At 73.7% G+C, this 20080-nt stretch carries 20 protein-coding genes; 7 read left to right on the top strand and 13 right to left on the bottom strand.

The features are described from left to right. The first annotated feature begins 97 nt into the window (after positions 1-97). Entirely contained in the window at positions 98-499 is a 402-nt protein-coding gene (locus tag ACWDRR_RS04950) for a VOC family protein (protein WP_449770765.1), read from the top strand. A gap of 57 nt (positions 500-556) precedes the next feature. After that, on the top strand, positions 557-931 hold the full coding sequence (locus tag ACWDRR_RS04955) for an RNA-binding S4 domain-containing protein (protein WP_449770766.1): 375 nt from the start codon (positions 557-559) through the stop codon (positions 929-931). Between the two features lie 95 nt (positions 932-1026). Here the strand turns inward: ACWDRR_RS04955 and ACWDRR_RS04960 are convergent, their stop codons facing one another. Both ACWDRR_RS04960 and ACWDRR_RS04965 read right to left on the bottom strand, forming a co-directional pair. Beyond that, positions 1027-1533: an FBP domain-containing protein gene (locus ACWDRR_RS04960; RefSeq protein WP_449770767.1), complete on the bottom strand. Its 507-nt coding sequence runs from the start codon at positions 1531-1533 to the stop codon at positions 1027-1029. Positions 1534-1778: 245 nt separating this feature from the next. After that, entirely contained in the window at positions 1779-2657 is an 879-nt protein-coding gene (locus ACWDRR_RS04965) for an SAM-dependent methyltransferase (protein WP_449770768.1), read from the bottom strand. Positions 2658-2924: 267 nt separating this feature from the next. On the opposite strand from ACWDRR_RS04965, the gene ACWDRR_RS04970 reads away from it, so the two are divergent. Then, positions 2925-3866: a polysaccharide deacetylase family protein gene (locus tag ACWDRR_RS04970; RefSeq protein ID WP_449770769.1), complete on the top strand. Its 942-nt coding sequence runs from the start codon at positions 2925-2927 to the stop codon at positions 3864-3866. A 65-nt stretch (positions 3867-3931) separates the two neighbouring features. Next, on the top strand, positions 3932-4930 hold the full coding sequence (locus ACWDRR_RS04975; RefSeq protein WP_449770770.1) for a ketopantoate reductase family protein: 999 nt from the start codon (positions 3932-3934) through the stop codon (positions 4928-4930). 46 nt (positions 4931-4976) lie between these two features. Here the strand turns inward: ACWDRR_RS04975 and ACWDRR_RS04980 are convergent, their stop codons facing one another. Then, a complete protein-coding gene (locus tag ACWDRR_RS04980) occupies positions 4977-5795 on the bottom strand; it encodes an SDR family NAD(P)-dependent oxidoreductase (protein ID WP_449770771.1) in 819 nt (272 codons plus the stop codon). 284 nt (positions 5796-6079) lie between these two features. Here ACWDRR_RS04980 and ACWDRR_RS04985 point away from each other — a divergent pair, with 284 nt between their 5' ends. Then, positions 6080-6949, top strand: coding sequence for a 3-hydroxybutyryl-CoA dehydrogenase (locus tag ACWDRR_RS04985; protein WP_449770772.1), 870 nt, complete (start codon positions 6080-6082; stop codon positions 6947-6949). 428 nt (positions 6950-7377) lie between these two features. On the opposite strand, the gene ACWDRR_RS04990 is transcribed toward ACWDRR_RS04985, so the two are convergent. From ACWDRR_RS04990 to infC, 9 genes are all read right to left on the bottom strand, one after another. Next, positions 7378-8109 carry a DUF7873 family protein gene (locus ACWDRR_RS04990; protein WP_449770773.1) on the bottom strand — a complete coding sequence of 244 codons (732 nt, stop codon included), beginning with the start codon at positions 8107-8109 and terminating at the stop codon, positions 7378-7380. A gap of 92 nt (positions 8110-8201) precedes the next feature. After that, entirely contained in the window at positions 8202-9041 is an 840-nt protein-coding gene (locus ACWDRR_RS04995) for a chitosanase (RefSeq protein WP_449770774.1), read from the bottom strand. Positions 9042-9284: 243 nt separating this feature from the next. Beyond that, positions 9285-11786, bottom strand: coding sequence for a phenylalanine--tRNA ligase subunit beta (pheT, locus tag ACWDRR_RS05000; RefSeq protein WP_449770775.1), 2502 nt, complete (start codon positions 11784-11786; stop codon positions 9285-9287). Then, positions 11786-12907: a phenylalanine--tRNA ligase subunit alpha gene (gene pheS / locus ACWDRR_RS05005; protein ID WP_449770776.1), complete on the bottom strand. Its 1122-nt coding sequence runs from the start codon at positions 12905-12907 to the stop codon at positions 11786-11788. Before pheS ends, pheT begins: the two co-directional genes overlap by 1 nt. 278 nt (positions 12908-13185) lie before the next feature. After that, positions 13186-14289, bottom strand: a complete 1104-nt coding sequence (locus tag ACWDRR_RS05010) for an ATP-binding protein (protein WP_449770777.1) — start codon at positions 14287-14289, stop codon at positions 13186-13188. A gap of 125 nt (positions 14290-14414) precedes the next feature. Next, on the bottom strand, positions 14415-15281 hold the full coding sequence (locus ACWDRR_RS05015; protein WP_449770778.1) for a TrmH family RNA methyltransferase: 867 nt from the start codon (positions 15279-15281) through the stop codon (positions 14415-14417). A gap of 140 nt (positions 15282-15421) precedes the next feature. Beyond that, entirely contained in the window at positions 15422-15817 is a 396-nt protein-coding gene (rplT, locus tag ACWDRR_RS05020) for a 50S ribosomal protein L20 (protein WP_030055649.1), read from the bottom strand. Between the two features lie 109 nt (positions 15818-15926). Beyond that, positions 15927-16121 carry a 50S ribosomal protein L35 gene (gene rpmI / locus ACWDRR_RS05025; RefSeq protein ID WP_030055648.1) on the bottom strand — a complete coding sequence of 65 codons (195 nt, stop codon included), beginning with the start codon at positions 16119-16121 and terminating at the stop codon, positions 15927-15929. A gap of 139 nt (positions 16122-16260) precedes the next feature. Continuing rightward, a complete protein-coding gene (gene infC / locus ACWDRR_RS05030; RefSeq protein WP_449770803.1) occupies positions 16261-16986 on the bottom strand; it encodes a translation initiation factor IF-3 in 726 nt (241 codons plus the stop codon). 483 nt (positions 16987-17469) lie between these two features. On the opposite strand from infC, the gene ACWDRR_RS05035 reads away from it, so the two are divergent. Continuing rightward, positions 17470-17847: a DUF1844 domain-containing protein gene (locus ACWDRR_RS05035; RefSeq protein WP_329486878.1), complete on the top strand. Its 378-nt coding sequence runs from the start codon at positions 17470-17472 to the stop codon at positions 17845-17847. A gap of 107 nt (positions 17848-17954) precedes the next feature. Here ACWDRR_RS05035 and ACWDRR_RS05040 read toward each other — a convergent pair whose 3' ends face one another. After that, positions 17955-18698 carry an SseB family protein gene (locus ACWDRR_RS05040; RefSeq protein ID WP_449770779.1) on the bottom strand — a complete coding sequence of 248 codons (744 nt, stop codon included), beginning with the start codon at positions 18696-18698 and terminating at the stop codon, positions 17955-17957. Between the two features lie 117 nt (positions 18699-18815). On the opposite strand from ACWDRR_RS05040, the gene ACWDRR_RS05045 reads away from it, so the two are divergent. Then, positions 18816-20048 carry an amino acid deaminase/aldolase gene (locus ACWDRR_RS05045; protein WP_449770780.1) on the top strand — a complete coding sequence of 411 codons (1233 nt, stop codon included), beginning with the start codon at positions 18816-18818 and terminating at the stop codon, positions 20046-20048. The last annotated feature ends 32 nt before the right edge of the window (positions 20049-20080 follow it).

Genomic DNA, 20080 nt, shown 5'->3' on the forward strand with positions numbered 1-20080 from the left:
GTGATCTCAGGCTAGCCGACCGCCGGGCGCCGGCCGCTCGGACGGCCGATACTGGAGGGGCCCGACCGGAAGGTCCTGACCGGAAGGGGATTGGGCCATGGACTGGAAGCTCGAAGTGGTGGTGGTCCCGGTGTCCGACGTGGGCCGGGCCAAGCTCTTCTACGAGGAACAGGCCGGTTTCACCGTCGACCACGACACCCGGATCCGTGACGGCGTCCGGGTGGTGCAGCTGACCCCGCCGGGATCGGGCTGCTCGATCGTGGTGGGCACCGGCGTGACGGACGCGCCGCCGGGCTCGCTGAAGGGCCTGCAACTGGTGGTGCCGGACATCACCAAGGCGCACGGCGAGCTGGTGGCGCGGGGTGTGGAGGTGAGCCCGGTCCAGCACTTCGAGGACGGCGCCCGGGTGGACGGCCGCGGCGGGGCGTGGAACTCCTTCGTCTTCTTCAACGACCCGGACGGCAACGGCTGGGCGGTCCAGGAGTCGCCGCCCGCGTAGCGGGGCCCTCGCCGTCCCCCGGCGCGGGGCCGGGCCGGCCGTGGGTAGGCTCGGAGGATGGTCGAAGACGAGGGAAGCGTCCGGGTGGACAGCTGGATCTGGTCGGTGCGGCTCACCAAGACGCGGGCGCTGGCGGCGGCCGCCTGCCGGGCCGGGCACGTGCGGGTGAACGGGGAGCGGGTCAAGCCGGCGCAGGCGCTGAAGCCCGGGGACGAGGTGCGCGTGCGCCAGGACGGCTTCGAGCGGGTCGTCGTGGTGAAGCGGCTGGTCCGCAAGCGGGTCGGGGCCGGTGTCGCGGCCGAGTGCCTGGTGGAGACCGGCCCGCCGAGGCCGCCGCGCGAGCTGCTGGCGACGGCCGGCGAGCGCGACCGGGGTGCCGGCCGGCCCACCAAGCGGGACCGGCGCGAGCTGGACCAGCTGCGCCACGGCTAGCGCCGGGCCCGGGCCGGCACGCGCGTCGGCCCGGAGACCCGTCGACCCAGCGAGCCGTCGACCCAGGGAGCCGTCGGCCCGGAGGCCCGGAGGCGTCAGGCCGAGGTGTCGGTGCGGACCTTGGTCAGGAAGGCGTCCAGGTTCGCCACCGTGCGGGCGATCAGCTCCTCCTGCGACAGCGACTCCTCGGCCCGGCTGACCAGCGCGGACTTCTTCAGCCCGCGCAGGTAGAGCGAGCAGGCCAGATCGGCGCAGATGTAGGTGCCGACGGTGTTGCCCTCGCGGCCGGCGACGCCGGCCCGGCGGGCGGCCAGCAGCGCGACGCCCGAGCCGGCGTGGGCGGAGAGGCACAGCGAGCACACGTTGGTCTTGGTCAGGCTGCGGCGCACGGACGGCACCCGCAGCGTGACGCCGACCAGCTCGCCGCCGTGCTCGGCGACCAGGTAGGCGCGGTCGGGCGCGCCCTGGTCCCGCCAGCCGAGGAAGTCCAGGTGCTCCCAGGGGAGTTCGGCCAGACCCCGGGGCAGGTTGAGCCGACGGGCCTCGCCCTTGGAACAGTTGACGAAGGAGCCGCGGATCTCGTTCTCGCTCAGGGGGTTCATGATCCGAAAAGTAACACCGCGCGCGCCGGGTCGTCGCGGCATTTTCCGCCGAAGCGTCCCCCTGTGCGGTGAATTCCGGTCCGGGCCGCGGGCGGACGCGGACCGGCCCCGGTGCCCGTAGCGGGCGCCGGGGCCGGTGGGCCACGCGGTGGTTCAGGCCCGGGAACGGGCCGGAACCGGGTCGGGTTCGCAACGGGCCGGGCCCGGAACAGGCCCGGCCGAAGACGGTCCCGGCCCGGAACGGGTCAGGCCTTGAAGGCCACCCCGGCGTAGGCCGAGACGTCCTGCCAGCCCCCGGGCAGTTCGCCGGTCGGGACGTGGCCGGCCTCGGGGCGCCAGAGCGGCAGCTGGACGAGGCCGGGCCCGGCGAACCCGAAGTCGCCGAAGAACGGCTCCACGGCGGCGCGCGGGCGCAGCACCAGCGGAGCGCTGGCGCTCTTGTAGATCCGGGCGCCCTCGGCCGCGCTCTCCCGCGACGCGAAGTCGGGGCTGCCGTGCGAGAGGATCAGCGCGCTGCCGGGAGCGAGCGCCTCGCGCAGGGTGCGGACGATCTCCTGGGCGCCGTCCTCGTCCCGGATGAAGTGCAGCACCGCGACCAGCATCAGGGCCACCGGCCGGTCGAGGTCGACGGCGGCGCGCAGGCCGGGGTGGTCGAGGATGGTGGCCGGGTCGCGGAGGTCCGCCTCGATGACGGAGGTGTGGCCGGCCTTGTGGCTCGCCAGCAGGGCGCGGGCGTGGGTGGCCACGATCGGGTCGTTGTCGACGTACACCACGCGGGCGTCCGGGGCGACCCGCCGGGCGACCTCGCTGGTGGAGCCGACGGCGGGGATGCCGGTGCCGATGTCGACGAACTGGCGGATGCCCCGGCCGGCCACGAACTCGACGGCGCGGCCGAGGAATTCGCGGTTGGTGCGGGCCAGCAGCGGCAGCGCGGGGTAGGCGGCGATGGCGGCCTCGGCGGCCTTGCGGTCGACCTCGAAGTTGTCCTTGCCGCCGAGGTAGTAGTCGTACATCCGGGCGGTGTGCGGGATGCCGGTGTCCAGCTCGGTCGGCGGCTGCCAGTCCTCGGCCTTCACCCAGTCCCAGTCCGTACCGACGTCCGTCGTCGCGGTGTCCTCGTGCATCCTGCTTCCGCCCCCTCAAGCTCACTGCCGGAATGCCTGCCCGTCACGGCGCCGGAGCGCCTCGGCGGGGCACCGGTCGGCACGGGCGCACCTGTCGGGGCCCACCACGCGGTGCGCGGTGATCGTATCCGACAACACGCCGTGGAGACAGCGGGAGTTCAGGATTCCGCCGCTCTTCGGGGATGGTGTGGGTGCACGTCGTTCCGCGGGGCGGCGGCGCCGTCCTCGAATCGCCTCGGCGTTTCACCGTCTCTATGCTGGCTGCCGATGACTGCCGACCGGATGACCGCCGACCGCCGCACCGTCCTGCGCGCCACCGCCCGGCTGGCCGCCCTCACCGCCGTCGGCGGGCTGCTCGGAGCCTGTGCCGGGGCCACCCCCCGCCGGGCCGACCCGGGCTCGCTCGCCGTCCACCCCGGCACCGTGGACCCGGCCGGCGGCGACCCGGCGGCGGTCGACCCGGCCTGGGCGCCCGGCGAGGGCCCGGCCTCCCCCGCCCCGAGCGCCACCGCCGCGCCGGCCGACCCGCAGGCGGCGGCCTCCCCCGCCGCGGCCGCGACGACCGCCGCGCCACCGGCCCCGCCGGTCCTCACGCCGCTCGCCCCGGGCACCCCGGCCGAGGTGGTGTACGGACCGCGGACCGGCCGGAACGTCGCCCTGACCTTCCACGGCAGCGGCGACCCGAGGCTGGCCACCGCCCTGCTGGAGATCGCCGAGCAGCGCGGTGCCAGGCTCACCGTGATGGCCGTCGGCAGCTGGCTGGACCAGCAGCCGCAGATGGCCCGCCGCATCCTGGACGGCGGCCACGAGTTGGGCAACCACACCCAGAACCACCAGAACATCTCCGCGATGAGCCCCGACCAGGCGCGCGCCGAGATCGCCCAGTGCGCGGAGCGGCTGCAACGGCTCACCGGCTCGATCGGCCGCTGGTTCCGGCCGTCCGCCGCCCAGTACGCCACGCCGATGGTGCGCGAGCAGGCCCGGGCGGTCGGCTACGAGCACGTGCTCTCCTTCGACGTCGACCCGCGCGACTACAGCGATCCGAGCGCGGCCGAGCTCCAGCGCCGGGTGCTCGGCTCGGTCAGGGGCGGCTCGGTGGTCGCCCTGCACATGGGCCACCAGTGCACGGTGGACGCGCTGCCGGCCATCCTGGACGGGCTCACCAAGGCGGGGCTCACACCGGTCACCGCCAGCCGGCTCTGCGCCTGAGGCCCGCCGCCACCGTCCCGGCCTCCCGCTGATCGCCCCCGCGCGCCCGTGCCATGCTGTCGGCCATGCGCTACATCATCATCGGGGCGGGTGCGGTGGGCGGCACGATCGGTGCCCGGCTGCACGAGGGCGGTCACGACGTCCTGCTGGTCGCGCGCGGCGCGCACCTGGCGGCGCTGCGGGAGCGGGGCCTGCGGTTCGGCACCCCGGAGGGCACCCGGACGCTGCGGATCCCCGTCGTCGGCGGGCCCGGGGGTGTCGACCTGCGGCCGGACGACGTCCTGCTGCTCGCCGTCAAGACCCAGGACACCGCCGCCGCCCTGGCCGACTGGGCGCCGCGACCGGTCGCCGGCGGCGGCACGGCCGGCGAGCGGCTGCCGCTGGTCTGCGCCCAGAACGGGGTGGAGAACGAGCGCCTCGCGCTGCGCGCCTTCCGCGAGGTGCTGGCGATGTGCGTCTGGCTGCCGTCCAACCACCTGGAGCCGGGCCGGATCACCGCCGGCGGGACGCCGGTCAGCGGCGTGCTGCGGCTGGGCGGCTACCCCGCCGGCGACGGCGGCGGGCGCGCCGCGTCGATCGCCGCCGACCTGGCCGGGTCCGCGTTCCGCGCGCCGGTGGACGCCGAGGTGATGCGCTGGAAGTACGCCAAGCTCCTCGGCAACCTCGGCAACGCGCTGGACGCGGTGGCCGGCCGGATCGAGGGCGAGCCGCTCGGCGGCCTCCAGCGGCGGGTGACGGCGGAGGGCGCGGCGGTGCTGGCCGCCGCCGGCATCCCCCACCACGACCCGCTCGACCAGGTCCGGCTGGCCGGGGAGGTGCTGCGGCAGGCACCGGTCGCGGGGGCGCCGCGCAGCGGCAGCTCGTCCTGGCAGAGCCTGGCACGCGGCACCGGCTCGATCGAGGCGGACCACCTGAACGGCGAGATCGTGCAGCTCGGCCGGCTGCACGGGGTGCCGACGCCGCTCAACGAGGCCCTGCAGCGGCTCGCCAACGCGTTCGCCCGGACCGGGCGCGCCCCCGGCTCGCTCACCGCCGAGGAACTGGCCGCGCTCCTGGCCCTGTGAGGGGGGGCGCTGCCGGGCCGCCGTGCCGTAGCGGCCCCGCGGGCGGTCAGCCCATCGGGTCGTCGGGCCCGTAGGGGCGCAGCCGCAGCGTGCGGGCGTCCGTCGCGCGGATCTCCTCCGCCCGGCGGACCAGTTCCTCCAGGTTGTCCCGCCCGGCGTGGATGAACCGGCCGTGCAGCGCGTCGAAGCGGCCGCGGGCGGCGTCCACCGTCACCGCGACCATGTACGGGACGGAGCCCCAGGTCTTCATGGACCGGAACATCGGCATGCCGGCCGTCATGTCGGTGGCGACCGCGCCCGGGCTGATGTCGAGGATCACCACGCCGTGCTCGGCGAGCGAGTCGGCCAGGTTGTCGGAGAGCCGCAGCAGCGCGCTCTTGGAGGTGGCGTACGCGGTGTAGTGGCCGTCGGGGCGCAGGGCGAAGCCGGTGTTGAGGTTGACCACGCGGCCGCGGCGGCGCTCGACCATGCCGGGCAGGACGCAGCGCAGCAGGTTGTAGGGGCCGCGCAGATTGGTCTCGATCACCTGCCACCACTGGTTGGCGTCGGTCTCCCAGAGCGGGGCCTCGGTGCGGTCGACCTGGCCGGCGTTGTTGATCAGCAGGTCGACCGGGCCGAGGTCGCGCTCGACGACGCGGACGGCCTCGCGCACCGAGCCGGGGCGGGTGACGTCGGCGGTGACGGCGACGCCGCGGGCGCCGTGCCGGGCGCACTCCTTGAGCGTGTCGGTGAGGGTCTCGTGGGTGCGTCCGACCAGGCCGACGGCCATGCCCTCGGCGGCGAGGCCGATGGCGATCTCCCGGCCGATGCCCCGGCCGGCTCCGGTGACCAGGGCGACCTGTCCTGTGAGCGATCCCGTCGGCATCCCCTGCTCCCTTCGCGTGGCCCCCGACCGACCCGCATTCTGTCCGGCGGCGGGCGTGCCGGACCCCGGGCGCACGGGTTCCCCGGCCGGGGCTCACCCGTTCGGATCAGCGGCCCGGACGGCCGGCCCAGCCGGGGAGGGGATGACCTACCGACGGGTACGGAGTAGTAACGTCGTCGGGGCGGTGAGTCGGTGCGCACATACCGGTGCACCCGCCCGCTGAACAGCAGCTTGCTGGGACACCTGTCGCTGGGGGATCCCCGGCACCACCGAAGGGCAACTGAGTGAGTGACATCGCGCGCGTCGGAGTGATCGGCTGCGGTCTGATGGGGTCGGGCATCGCGGAGGTGTTCGCCCGGGCGGGGCTGGACGTCCTGGTGTCGGAGGCCAGCGGGGAGGCCCTGGAGTTCGGTCGCACCCGGCTGACCAACTCGCTGGAGACGGCGGTCAAGCGGGGCAAGCTGACCCCCGAGGACCGCGACGAGGCGCTGGGCCGGCTGTCCTTCACCACCGACCTGGCCGACTTCGCCGACCGCGACCTGGTGGTCGAGGCGGTCGCCGAGCGTGAGGACATCAAGGTCCAGATCTTCCAGACGCTGGACCAGGTGGTCGAGCGCCGGGACGCGATCCTGGCCTCCAACACCTCGTCGATCCCGATCGTGAAGCTGGCCGCCGCCACCTCGCGCCCGGAGCAGGTGATCGGCCTGCACTTCTTCAACCCGGCGCCGGTGCAGAAGCTGGTCGAGGTGATCCCGACGCTGACCACCTCGGCCACCACCACCGAGCGGGTCGAGGCCTTCGCCTCCCAGGTGCTCGCCAAGGAGCCGATCCGCGCCCGCGACCGGGCCGGGTTCGTGGTGAACGCGCTGCTGGTGCCGTACCTGCTGTCGGCGGTGCGGATGTTCGAGTCGGGCGTGGCGACCGCGTCCGACATCGACAAGGGCATGGAGGCCGGCTGCGCCCACCCGATGGGCCCGCTGCGGCTGTGCGACCTGATCGGTCTGGACACCATCGTCTCGATCGCCGAGTCGATGTACGACGAGTACAAGGAGCCGCTGTTCGCCGCTCCCCCGCTGCTCTCCCGGATGGTCGACGCGGGCCTGCTGGGCCGCAAGTCGGGCCGGGGCTTCTACGACTACACCGCGGGCGCCTGACCGACCGCCCCGCGGGCGCCCGGACGGCGGGAACGGTGACGGGGCCCGGGAGCGGTATCCAGCTGCCCGGGCCCCTGAGGTGCCACCCAATTGCTTGCACCGGCACGTTTAAGGGTGTGGGTCATTCTCACAGCATCGTGCTTTGCCATTGGAGCTACCGCGCCATGGGAGAGGCGCAGACGGGAGTCGAACCCGCATCCGACGCTTACGGCACACACCCGGTCGATCCGGCGCTCGGCGGCGAATGCTGAGTCTGGAGCGAGAGTCTGAGTCTTACAGGGGCGCCTCTGCCATGTTGGGCCACCCCGGCGCGAAGTGCCGGGAGGAGGACTCGAACCTCCACGTTCTCCCCTGCTATCAGCTTCAACCTCAGTATCAGCTTGCGCTCTTGGCGCCACCCCCGCTCTCATACGGGGGCGATCTGGGGGCTACCCGAACAGGTAGCCGAACACCGCATCACCGACCCGGCGGTCGGTGACCTCGGAGCCGTTGGCCTCCTCGCGGGCGAACTGGACGGCCTGCTGGAGCTTCTCGACCCGCTCCAGGAGCTCGTTCACCCGCCGGGCCGGCAGGGCCCCGGAGAACTTGACGGTCGTCCAGTAGCCGACCGCGATGTCCTCGTAGTACACCTCGACCTGCGCCGGGTGCTTCTCCGTCGCCTCGGCCTTCACGTGGTTGCGCGGCACCTTCTTGGTGCGGATGGTGCGCACCACCTCGGTCTTCCAGGAGTCCGTGGAGGCGTCGTGGTTCCAGGCCTCGGCGGCGTCCAGCACCGGCAACTTGCGGACGAAGGTGCGCAGGTCGGTGAGCTGCTTCTCCAGGAAGAGCAGGTAGGTGACCGGTACCTCGGCGACGAGGGTGCGGCCGTCGACCACGACGTCGGCGCGGGCCTCGGTGTTGGCCCAGTCCTTGGTCGCGGTGACGTCGAACAGCCGGGACAGCGTCGCGGCGGTGGTCCGCAGGACGTCCTCGGCCTTGACCTGGACGCGGGTGGACTCCGGGGGGAGCTGCTCACCCTCCTCGTCCTTGGGCTGGTACGTCCGGGAGATGCCGGCCAGCAACGCGGGCTTCTGCAAGTCCTGGTGGGACTGCGTCAGCTCCTGGAACGACTTGGACTTGACGCCCTTTTCGACGGCGATGATCTGGTTCAGCTTTGCCACGTCGCCGAACGTATCAGCGAATGCGGCGGGGTGTCACCCGATAAACGGGCGGCCGCGGAGGCCGGGCGAACGGCCTCCGCGGCCGGCGCGGCTCAGCTGTTGATGGCGTAGCTGTCGCCGTAGACCTTCCACTTCAGCGGGGGGTTGAGGTCGAAGTTCTTGGCGTTGAGGAAGACCAGCTGCTCGGTGTCGACGCGGCTGGTGTCGGAGTGCGCCTCCTCCAGCTTCATGGCGGCCCGGCGGGCGTCCAGGAAGGCCTTGAGGTAGGTGGCCTCGTCGCCGCCCTGAGCCGGCGTCTTGGCCTTCTTCATGGCGTTCTTGCGGATGGTGCCGAAGCCCGCCTGGTCGAAGCCGCCGCCGTGCATCACGATGGCGTCGTAGTAGGCGAACTGGCCGAGCGCGCGCAGGCCGTCGGCCTTGGCCTGGTTGACGGCTGGGTTGAAGTAGACGCGGTCGCGCTCGTCGTTCTGCGCCTTCTGGAAGACGCTGTCCTTGGCGGCGGCGGCCCAGTCCTTCTCGAAGGCGCTGCCCAGGCCGGAGTGCGACTCCGTCCCGTTCACCTTGCGCAGCGCCGGCAGGTACTTGGCGAGGACGTTGCCGGGCTTGAGGTCGGTGTAGTGCTCGACCAGGTCGAGCATGTCGCCGGTGCCGGAGCAGAAGCCGATGATGCCGGCGGTGTAGCCGCGGCCGTCGCCGATGTCCTCGATGTACTTGTACTGCGACTTCCAGTCCAGCGAGGAGTTCTCGGCACTGGACACCAGCTGCATCGCGATGTCCTTCTTGTGCGGGTCGTCCAGGCCGACGGCCTTGACCTGGACGACGGCGGCGGTCGGCGCCGCGTGGGCGGCGCCCGCGGCCACCACCGTGGCGGGCGCGGCCACCAGCAGGGCGGCGAGGGCTATGCGGACGGTGCGGTGCTGCGGACGGTGCATCTGACGCTCCGTATTCCGTGGGGGCGGGCGTGGGGGTGCCGCCGGCGGGGAGTTAGGAAACTTTCCTAACCAAGAAATAGCGCCCACCGCCCCGGGCCCGCAAGGGCTTTGACGCAAACTCTTCAAAGACCCAGGTCAGGCCGCCCGGTCCGGCGGCCGCCGGGCGCCCCGGACCGGCGGCGCCGGACGACGAAGGGCCCCGCCGCCGGAAACCGGCGACGGGGCCCTTCCGCAGGGTGCGCGTCAGGCGCCGCGCAGCACCGCGCCGGTCCGGGCGACGGCCTCGGCCACGGCCGCCCCACGGGCCGCGGTGGCCTCGTCGGCGGTCAGCGTGCGGTCCGCCGCGCGGAAGCGCAGCGCGTACGCCAGCGACTTCTTGCCCGCGCCGACCTGCTCGCCGGTGAAGACGTCGAACAGCCGGATGGCCTCCAGCAGTTCGCCGGCACCGGCACGCAGCGCGGCCTCCACCTCGGCGGCCGGGACGGCCGCGTCCACGATCAGCGCCACGTCCTGGGTCGCGACCGGGAACGCGGAGACGGCCGGGCCCGAGGCCCGCACGGCACCGTCGGCGGTCAGCAGGTCGAGGTCGACCTCCATCGCGCTGGTGCGCTCGGGCAGGCCGAGCGCCTTGACGACGCGCGGGTGCAGCTCACCGGCGTGGCCGACCACCCGGTCGGTACCGGCGACCACCAGCTCGGCGCAGCGGCCCGGGTGCCACGGAGCCAGCCGGCCCTGGCGGACGGCCAGTTCGACACCGGCCGCGCGGGCCACCGCACGGGCGGCCTCGATCGCGTCGGCCCAGGAGGCCGGGGCGCCCTTGCCCCACCAGCCGGACGGCAGCCGCTCGCCCGCGAGGGCGGCGGCGATCCGGCGCGGCTGGTCCGGGAGGGCGGCGTCGAGGGCGGCCAGCTCCTCGTCGCTCGGACGGCGGTCGACGGCCGGGCGCGGCGCGACGCTCTGCTCGTCCTTCGGCAGGAAGACGGTCCCCGTCTCGAAGATCGCCAGATCGGTGTTGCCGCGGCCGATGTTGCGGCGCAGCGCCCCGAGCAGGCCCGGCAGCAGCGTGGTGCGCAGCGCCGGCTCCTCGTCGTTGAGCGGGTTGACCAGCTTCACCGTGCGGCGGCGCCGGTCGTCCTTCTCCAGGCCGAGCCCGTCGAAGGCGGCCTCGCCGACGAACGGGTAGTTGTTGACCTCGACGTAGCCCGCGCCGGCCAGCGCGACGCCGACCCGGCGGTGGGTGCGCTGGGCCTCGGTCAGGCCCTTGCCCGGCGGCACGGTGGGCATCCGGGCGGGCACGTTGTCGTACCCCTCCAGGCGGATGACCTCCTCCGCGAGGTCGTACGGGTCGGTGAGGTCGGGGCGCCAGGTCGGCGGGGTGACCTCCAGGACGTCGGCGCCCGCGACGGAGCAGCCGATCTCCTGCAGGCGCCGGGTGACGGTCTCGCGGCCGTACGCGGCGCCGGCGACGCGGTCCGGCAGGTCCGCGGCGATGGTGATGGTGCGCACCGGGTGCGGGGCCGCGATGTCGGTGACCCCGGCCTCGGCGGTGCCGCCGGCGATCAGGACCAGCAGGTCGACGGCGCGCTGCGCGGCGGCGCGGGCGGCCTCCGGGTCGACGCCGCGCTCGAAGCGCTTGGACGCCTCGGAGGGCAGCTTGTGCCGCTTGGCACCGCGGGCGATGACGACCGGGTCGAAGTGCGCCGCCTCGATGATCACCTCGGTGGTGCCCGGCCCGGCGGCCGGGTCGAGGATCTCGGTGGAGGCGCCGCCCATGACGCCGGCCAGGCCGATCGGGCCGCTGTTGTCGCAGATCAGCAGGTCCTCGGCGGAGAGCTTGCGCTCGACGCCGTCCAGGGTGGTCAGGCTCTCGCCCGGCTCGGCCCGGCGGACCAGGATCGGGCCGTCCACGCGCTGCTTGTCGTAGGCGTGCAGCGGCTGGCCGACCTCCAGCATCACGTAGTTGGTGATGTCCACGGCCAGCGAGATCGGCCGGACGCCGGACTTCTGCAGGCGGCGCTGGAGCCAGATCGGCGACTTGGCGGTCGGGTCGAGGCCGATCACCGTGCGCGCCACGAAGCGGTCGCAGCCGGCCGGGTCGGCGACCTTGACCAGGTAGCCGTAGGAGTTCGCCGGCGGCACGTCGAGCAGCGCCGGGTCGGCCAGCGGCAGCCCGTACGCGGCGGCGGCCTCGCGGGCCACCCCGCGCATCGAGAGGCAGTAGCCGCGGTCCGGGGTGACGGCGATGTCCAGCACCTCGTCGACGAGCTGGAGCAGCTCGATGGCGTCGGTGCCGGGCTCGTACTCCGGCGGGAGGACGATGATGCCGTCGTGGTCGTCGCCCATGCCCAGCTCGCGGGCGGAGCAGATCATGCCGGCCGAGGTGTGGCCGTAGGTCTGGCGGGCCGCGATCGGGAACGGGCCGGGCAGCACGGCGCCCGGCAGGACGACGACGACCTTGTCGCCGACGGCGAAGTTGGTCGCGCCGCAGACGATCTCCTGCGGCTCGCCGGTGCCGTTGGCGTCGCCGACGTTGACGTAGCAGTGCCGGATCGGCTTCTTGAAGCCGGAGAGCTCCTCGATGGAGAGCACCTGGCCGACCACCAGCGGGCCCTTGAGGTCGGTGCCGATCTGCTCGACCGTCTCGACCTCCAGACCGGCCCGGACCAGTCGCTCCGCCACGTCGCGGCCGGTCTCGCCGGCCGGCAGGTCGACGTACTCGCGCAGCCAGGAAAGCGGGACGCGCATCAGATCTCCATCCCGAACGGGAGGGTGAATCGCACATCACCCTCGACCATGTCGCGCATGTCGGCGACGTTGTGACGGTTCATCAGGATCCGCTCCAGGCCCAGGCCGAAGGCGAACCCGCTGTAGCGGTTCGGGTCGATGCCGCAGGCGACCAGCACCCGCGGGTTGACCACGCCGCAGCCGCCGAGCTCGATCCAGCCCTCGGAGGAGCAGGTGCGGCAGGGCCGGTCCGGGTTGCCGACGCTCTCGCCGCGGCAGACGAAGCACTGCAGGTCGATCTCGGCGCTCGGCTCGGTGAACGGGAAGTACGAGGGCCGCCAGCGCAGCTCCAGCCCGTCCCCGATCAGCTTGGAGACCAGCAGCTCGATGGTGCCCTTGAGGTCCGCGAAGGTGATGCCCTCGTCCACGGCCAGACCCTCGACCTGGCGGAAGACGGGGGTGTGGGTCGCGTCGAGCTCGTCCGTCCGGTAGACCCGGCCGGGGCAGACCACGTAGATGGGGGGCTCGCGGTCGAGCATGGTGCGGGCCTGGACCGGGGAGGTCTGGGTGCGCAGCACCACGCCGGAGTCGGCGGAGCCGTCCGGGGCCTGGACGAAGAAGGTGTCCTGCATCGAGCGCGCGGGGTGGTCCGGGCCCAGGTTGAGGGCGTCGAAGTTCAGCCACTCGGCCTCGACCTCGGGGCCCTCGGCGACCTGGTAGCCCATCGCGACGAAGGTGTCCTCGATGCGCTCGGCCAGCGTGGTCAGCGGGTGGCGGGCGCCGCGCGGGGCCCGGTCGTAGGGCAGCGTGACGTCCACCGCCTCCTCGACCAGGACACGGGCGTCGCGCTCCGCCTCCAGCTCGGCCTGGCGCCGGGCGAGCGCCTGGTTGACGGCGCCGCGGGCCTGGCCGATCAGCTTGCCGGCGGCGGCCTTGGCGTGCGGGGGCAGGGCGCCGATCTCGCGGTTGGCGAGGGAGAGCGCGGAGCGGTCGCCGGTGTGGGCGACCTTGGCCTGCTTCAGCTCGTCGAGGGTGGTGGCGGCGGCGAAGGCCTGGACGGCCTCGTCCCGGGCCTGCTCCACCACCTCGGGCTTGAGGGCCTCGACCTCGACCGGGTCGTAAGACTTGTTGGGTGCCGACATCTCTATCTTCCCGTGCTCCTGCTCGTCCGTGCTCAGGTAAGGGCTCGTGCCTTCGCGTGACGCCCGGTGTGGCCGGGGCACGGGCAGCCCCCGCCGCGGTACTCGGGAGGGGGTGTCCGCGGCACGGCCGCGCAGGGCGTCCCACAACGCCAAAGGTCGAGTGTAGTCGCAGCGCGTAGCGCGGCTGCCGTCAAGCCCGCCCGGCCTCCCGATCCGCCGCGTGCCCCGGGGCGGCGTCGCCGCCCGCGGAGCCTGCCGCGGCTGTCCTCCAGGCTCCGTCAGAGCATGAAGTCGGGCACGCCGGCGGGCAGGATAAATCGGAACCGGGCGCCGCCGCCGGGCGCGCGGTCGACGCGGATCGAGCCGCCGTGGGCCTCGACGATGCCCTTGACGATGTAGAGGCCCAGGCCGGTGCCGCCGCGCTTGGAGCCGCGCCAGAAGCGGGTGAAGACGCGCGGCATCGAGTCCTCGGGGATGCCCGTTCCTTCGTCGCTCACGGTGACCGCGGTGCCTTCCACTGTGCGGGGCGGGGTGCCGGAGCGCTCCCAGACGGGTGCCTCGACGACCTCCTTGGCCGGTGCCACCTCGATCGTGACAGTTCCCTCACCGTGGCGCACCGCATTTTCCAGCAGGTTCGCCAGCACCTGGTCGACCTTGTCCGGGTCGGCCCACAGCACGGTGAGCGGCTCGCTGATCCGGATGTCGAAGCGGTCCTCGGGGATGCCGGTGGCGACCTTGCGGTCCACGTGCCGGCGCACGGCGGCGGCCAGGTCGACCACCTGCTTGCGCAGCTCCAGCCGGCCGGCGTCGATCCGGGAGATGTCCAGCAGCTCGGCGATCAACCGGGTGACCCGGTCGGCGTCCGCGTCGACGGTCTCCAGCATCAGCCGCTTCTGCCCGTCGGTGAACCGCTCCCACTTGGCCAGCAGGGTCGCGGTGAAGCCCTTGACGCTGGTGAGCGGCGAGCGCAGTTCGTGCGCGACGGTGGCGATCAGCTCGGCGTGGCTGCGCTCGGTGCGGCGGCGGGCCTCGGTGCCGCGCAGCGCGATCACCAGCCGCTCCAGCGGCGCCTGCGGGCGGGCCCGCACGTACCGGGCGGAGACCAGCACCTCGCGGCCGCCGGGGAGCAGCAGGTTGCGCTCGGGCTGGCTGGTGCGGGTCGCCAGGCCGCCGTACGGGTCGGTCAGCTGCCACCAGCGGCGGCCGTCCAGGTCCTCCAGCGGGAGCGCGTGCTCCAGCGGGCTGCCGAGCGCGCTCTCCCGGACGATGCCGGTCAGCCGGGCGGCGGCGCGGTTGAAGCAGACCACCCGGCCCAGGGCGTCGGCGACCACCAGGCCGTCCGGCAGGTCGTCCGGGTCGAGCTCTGGCCCGCTGCCGACCATGGGTGTCCTCCCCGATTACCCACCGTGTCTTTCCCCCCACCGAGGCAGACCCTAGCGTCTCGCGGCCCCCCGCAGTAGGGCCCGCGGCGTCGCGATGGCGACTTCCGGGGGCGCCCGGGGGCGGTCTACGCCTGCGCGCGGCAGCCGCCGGGCGAGCGCTGGGCCCGGGCGGAGGCGTAGAGGCAGACCGCGGCGGCCGTCGCGAGGTTGAGGCTCTCGGCGTGTCCGTGGATCGGCACGCGCACCACCTCGTCGGCGAGTGCGCGGGTCTCCTCCGGGAGCCCCCAGGCCTCGTTCCCGAACACCCATGCGCCGGGCGCACCCAGGGTGCCCTCGTCCAGCTCCTGGTCGAGGTCGCGCTCCCCCGCGCCGTCCGCGGCCAGCACCCGCACGCCGGCCTCGCGCAGCCGGCCGACCGCCTCCTCCACCGGCACGCCGACGGCGACCGGGAGGTGGAACAGGCTGCCGACGGAGGCGCGTACCGCCTTCGGGTTGTACAGGTCCACCGAGGCGTCGGTGAGCACCACGGCGTCCGCGCCGGCCGCGTCGGCGGTGCGCAGCACGGTGCCGGCGTTGCCGGGGTCGCGCACGTGGGCGAGCACCGCGACCAGCTTGGGGCGGGCCTTGAGCACCTCGGCGAACGGGGTGTCGATGAACCGGCAGAGCGCCACGATGCCCTGCGGGGTCACGGTGTCGCAGATCTCCGCGATGACCTCGTCGGTGGCGGTGAGCACCGGCAGCCCCTCGGCGAGGGCGGCGGCGACGATGCCGGCGTGCCGCTCGGCGGCCTCCGGGGTGGTGTAGACCTCGACCACGGCGTGGTCGGCCGAGCCCGGCAGCGTCCCGAACGCGACGGCCTCGCGGACGGCCTGCGGGCCCTCCGCGAGGAAGCGGCGCTCCTTGGTGCGCTGGTTCCGCTTGGCGAGCCGGCGGGCGGCGACGACGCGGGGCGAGCGCAGGGAGGTCAGCAGGGGGGTGTCGGTGCTCGACATGGTCTCGTCTCTGAGGCGGGGCGCCGGTGGCGTGCAGGGACTGTGGCGGGGGGAACGCAAAACCGGACCCGCAGGGAGAGCCTGCGGGTCCGGTCAGTGCGACGGAACCGATCCGGGAGGATCAGGCCGATCCAGGAGGATCAGGCGGCGTCGGCGGCGGCCTTCGGGGCGTTGACGTCGGCCGGCAGCGCCTTCTGCGCGACCTCGACGAGCGAGGCGAACGCGCCCGGGTCGTTGACCGCGAGGTCGGCCAGCATCTTGCGGTCGATCTCGACGCTGGCGGCCTTCAGGCCCTGCACGAAGCGGTTGTAGGTGATGCCGTTGGCACGGGCCGCAGCGTTGATGCGCTGGATCCACAGCTGACGGAAGTCGCCCTTGCGCTTCTTGCGGTCGTTGAAGTTGTAGACCAGCGAGTGGGTGACCTGCTCCTTGGCCTTGCGGTACAGGCGCGAGCGCTGGCCCCGGTAGCCGCTGGCGCGCTCCAGGATGACCCGGCGCTTCTTGTGGGCGTTGACTGCCCGCTTGACGCGTGCCACTTGATTACTCCTTGGGTTGGACCACGGACTACTTCACGCGGTCCGTCATTCGAATGGGTCGGGAAGGATCAGCTGCCCCGCTCACGGCTCACGCCGGGCGGGAGGGCGATCACTTGCCGAGAAGCTTCTTGATCTTCTTGGCGTCAGCGGGGGCCAGCTCGACGGTGCCGGCCAGCTTGCGGGTCAGCGTCGAGGGCTTGTGCTCCAGGAGGTGGCGGCGGCCGGCGCGCTCGCGCAGCACCTTGCCAGAGCCACTGATCTTGAAGCGCTTGCTGGCGCCACTGTGCGTCTTCTGCTTCGGCATTTCGCCGTATCTCCTCGTCGGTCCGTCCACGCCCGCGCGGTGTGCGCCGCGCGGGCGTGAAGGATGGATCTGCGATGACCGGGCGGACGCCCGGTCACCTTGGTGGCCGGTCTCCCGAACCGCCCTGGCCGGTGAAGGCTCAGGCGTCCTGGGAGGCCTCGGCCGGCTGCTCGACCTCGACGGCGTCCTCGGCGTCGGCCTCGTCGGCCTCCGCCTCGGCCGCGGCGTTCTCGGCCTCAAGCGCTGCGTCCTCGTCGACGTCGACGTCGGCGGCGTCGGAGCCGGGGGTGCGGCCCTGACGCTCGGCCTTACGGGCGTCCGCGAGGGCGCGGGCCTCGGCCATCGCCTCGGTCTTCTTCTTGTGCGGGCCGAGAACCATGATCATGTTTCGGCCGTCCTGCTTGGCCGAGGACTCGACGAAGCCCAGGTCCTGGACGTCGTTGGCCAGCCGCTGCAGCAGTCGGAAGCCCAGCTCGGGGCGGGACTGCTCACGACCGCGGAACATGATCGTGATCTTGACCTTGTCGCCCTGCTTGAGGAACCGGACGACGTGACCCTTCTTGGTGTCATAGTCGTGCGGGTCGATCTTCGGCCGGAGCTTCATCTCCTTGATGACCGTGTGCGCCTGGTTCTTGCGCGCCTCACGGGCCTTCATGGCCGACTCGTACTTGAACTTGCCGTAGTCCATGAGCTTGCACACCGGCGGCCGGGCGGTCGCCGCGACCTCGACGAGGTCGAGGTCGTACTCCTGCGCGAGCTCCAGCGCCTTGGCAAGCGGCACGATGCCGACCTGCTCGCCGCTGGGACCGACGAGTCGCACCTCGGGGACGCGAATCCGGTCGTTGATGCGGGGCTCGGTGCTGATGGGGCCTCCTCGGTTGCACCTTCTGCGATGCGGCCGTCGGACGGCGGTCGCACGTAGTGGACTCGACCACTGGGCGGGGCTTCATTCGTGCTGCGCTGCCTACCTTGCTGGTTGGCACTGCATGCACCGCGACACGAAAAAAGCCCCGCTCGGTACAAGCGGGGCTCCACACAACCGGGGGCCGCACCCGGTGAGGGGTGCTGCGGGCGACTCGGCGCCTGGGCGCCCGTCGCGGACCGGGACCCGTCGACCGCGAGGCCGATCGGGTGGGAGACTTTCGCGGTTGCCCTCTCGGGCCTCCTGGGTGGAGCCTCCACTTGCTGGCCGGGGGCCCTCGGAGAGCTCCTGGCCGGTCAGTCTCGAAGCATACAGCGTTTCGGCCGTGCCCGGTATTCCGCCCCTCGCTCCCCGCGGCCCGGGTCCTCGCCCGCCCCCTTGTACGCTCCTCGGGTACGGACACCGGCACGACGGAACGAGCCCCCCTTGAGCAGCGAGCCCACCCAGAACCCCGCCGCGGACGACGAGGCGATCGGTTTCGACGACCTCACCCGGGACATCGCCGAGGTCCCGGCCGTCGAGGTGATCACGACCGTCGCGGTGCACCTGATGAGCGCCGCCGCCGTCAAGTGCGGCCTGGCCGAGGGCGGCGAGGCCGACAAGGACCTCGACGAGGCGCGCAAGCTGATCACCGCACTGGCCGGGCTGGTCACCGCCGGCGCCCCCGAGATCAGCAACTTCCACGCCGCCCCGCTGCGGGACGGCCTGAAGTCGCTCCAGCTGGCCTTCCGCGAGGCGTCGATCGTCCCGGACGCGCCGGGCACCGGGCCGGGCGAGAAGTTCACCGGGCCGGTCTACGCCTGAGAACCACCAGGACACGGCGGTGCCCCCTCGCCCACCGGGCCGAGGGGGCACCGCCGTCCTGTCGTCCTGCGCCCCGGCCCGCTTCGCCTTAGGCCCTGCCGCGGCCGCTACCGGCGGTACAGCGGCTCACCGGGCAGCTCGGCACCGGCCGGCAGGACGGCCAGGCTCAGGCCCCGGTCGAGCCGGACCCGCAGCACCGGGTCGGCCGCGACGGCCTGCCCGACCCGCTGCGCGGCGGCCTGGACGGCCTCCTGGTCCAGCGCCGGGTCGAACACCACCGCGAGCAGGCCGTCCCCCTCCCGGTACGGCGCCAGCAGACCGCTCACCACCTGCGGCTCGGCCGCCAGCAGCGCCCGGACGGCCTCGCGCACCTCGGGGTCGCGCACCGGCGGCAGGTACGGCCGGTTCTCCGCCAGCGCGCGCAGCCGGGCCCCGGACAGCTGGTAGGGCACCGGGCCGGCCGGGTCGATCAGCAGGGTGTCCGCCCGCTCGGAGAAGGCGACCGTCGCGGCCTGCGGGGCGGCGACCGGCGCCGGCCGGGCGTCGGCCCGCCAGCGGGTCATCGCCTCCATCGAGGTGAAGGCCGGCAGGGCGCGACGGCCGTCCGCCGCCTCGATCACCGGGACGGCCATGTCACTGGTCTTCTCGTGCTTGTGCCCGTGCTCGTCCAGCTCCACCTCGCCGAGGACGGCGACGATCGGGACCATCAGCCGGGTCGGCATCAGCGCCGCGAGCACCTCCGGCTCGGCCGCGCGCTCCTGCGACCAGCGTGCGAGCGCCTCGGCGAGCGCCGGGTCGGCGGTGCCGTCGTCGGCGGCGAATCCTGGGTTCGGGATGTTCTTGCGGTCCACCCGGCCGACCCTATGCCACCTCACACCCGCCGCCGGAGCGAGGCGGATCGCGCGCCGTCGGGGCGGATCGCCGTCACAGGCCTACCCACCGGTAGTCCGGTGTGGCACTCTGCGCCCATGGCCACGCTCGAAGCTGCTGCCCGCACCGCCGCCGCGCCCTCGCCGGCGGCCGACCGAGCCCGGTACGACCGGGCCACCGCCCACCTGGACGGCCCGGTGGCCGTCGTCGACCTGGCGGCCTTCGACGCCAACGCCGCCGACCTGGTCCGCCGGGCGGCCGGCAAGCCGATCCGGGTGGCCAGCAAGTCGGTGCGCTGCCGGGCGCTGCTGGAGCGGGTCCTGGCCACGGACGGCTTCGCCGGGGTGATGAGCTTCACCCTCGACGAGTCGCTCTGGCTGGCCCGCGGGGGCGTTGGCGACGTCCTGCTGGCCTACCCCTCCGCCGACCGGGCCGGCTTCGCCGAGCTGACCGCCGATCCGGCGCTGGCCGCCGCCGTCACCGTGCTGGTGGACGACCCCGCCCAGCTCGACCTGATCGACGCGGCCCGGACCGGCCCCGCCGAGGTGCGGGTCTGCCTGGAGCTGGACACCGCGCTGCACCTGTTCGGCGGGCGGGTCCGGGTCGGCGCCCGGCGCTCGCCGCTGCGCACGCCCGAGGACCTCGGCGCCTTCGCCGAGCTGGTGCAGCGCCGCCGGGGGTTCCGGGTGGTCGGGCTGATGGCCTACGAGGGGCACATCGCCGGGGTGGGCGACAGCCCGCCCGGGCGGCCGGTGCGCTCACGGATGATCCGGCTGATGCAGGCGAAGGCGCGGGCCGAACTGGCCGAGCGGCGCGCGGCGGTGGTCCGGCGGCTGCGCCGGGTGGCCGAGCTGGAGTTCGTCAACGGCGGCGGCACCGGCAGCGTCGAGTCGACCGTTGCCGAGCGGGTGGTCACCGAGGTGGCGGCCGGCTCCGGGCTGTACGTGCCGCGGCTGTTCGACCACTACCGCGCGTTCCGGGGCCGGCCGGCCGCGCTGTTCGGCCAGCCGGTGGTGCGCCGGCCCGGCCTCGGCGTGGTGACGGTGCTCGGCGGCGGCTACCCGGCCTCCGGCGCGGCCGGGCCGGACCGCTCGCCGGTGCCCTACCTGCCGCCGGGGCTGCGCTACGACCCGATGGAGGGCGCCGGCGAGGTGCAGACCCCGCTGCTCGGCCCGGCCGCCGACGACCTGCTGATCGGCGACCGGGTCTGGTTCCGGCACGCCAAGGCGGGCGAGCTCTGCGAGCGCTTCGCCGAGCTGCACCTGATCGACGGCGACACGGTGGTGCGCACCGTCCCGACCTACCGGGGCGAGCTGAAGACCTTCCTCTGACCTCGCCGGATTCCCCTCCGTGGCACCGCCGT

It is taken from the genome of Kitasatospora sp. NPDC003701 (assembly GCF_053587085.1).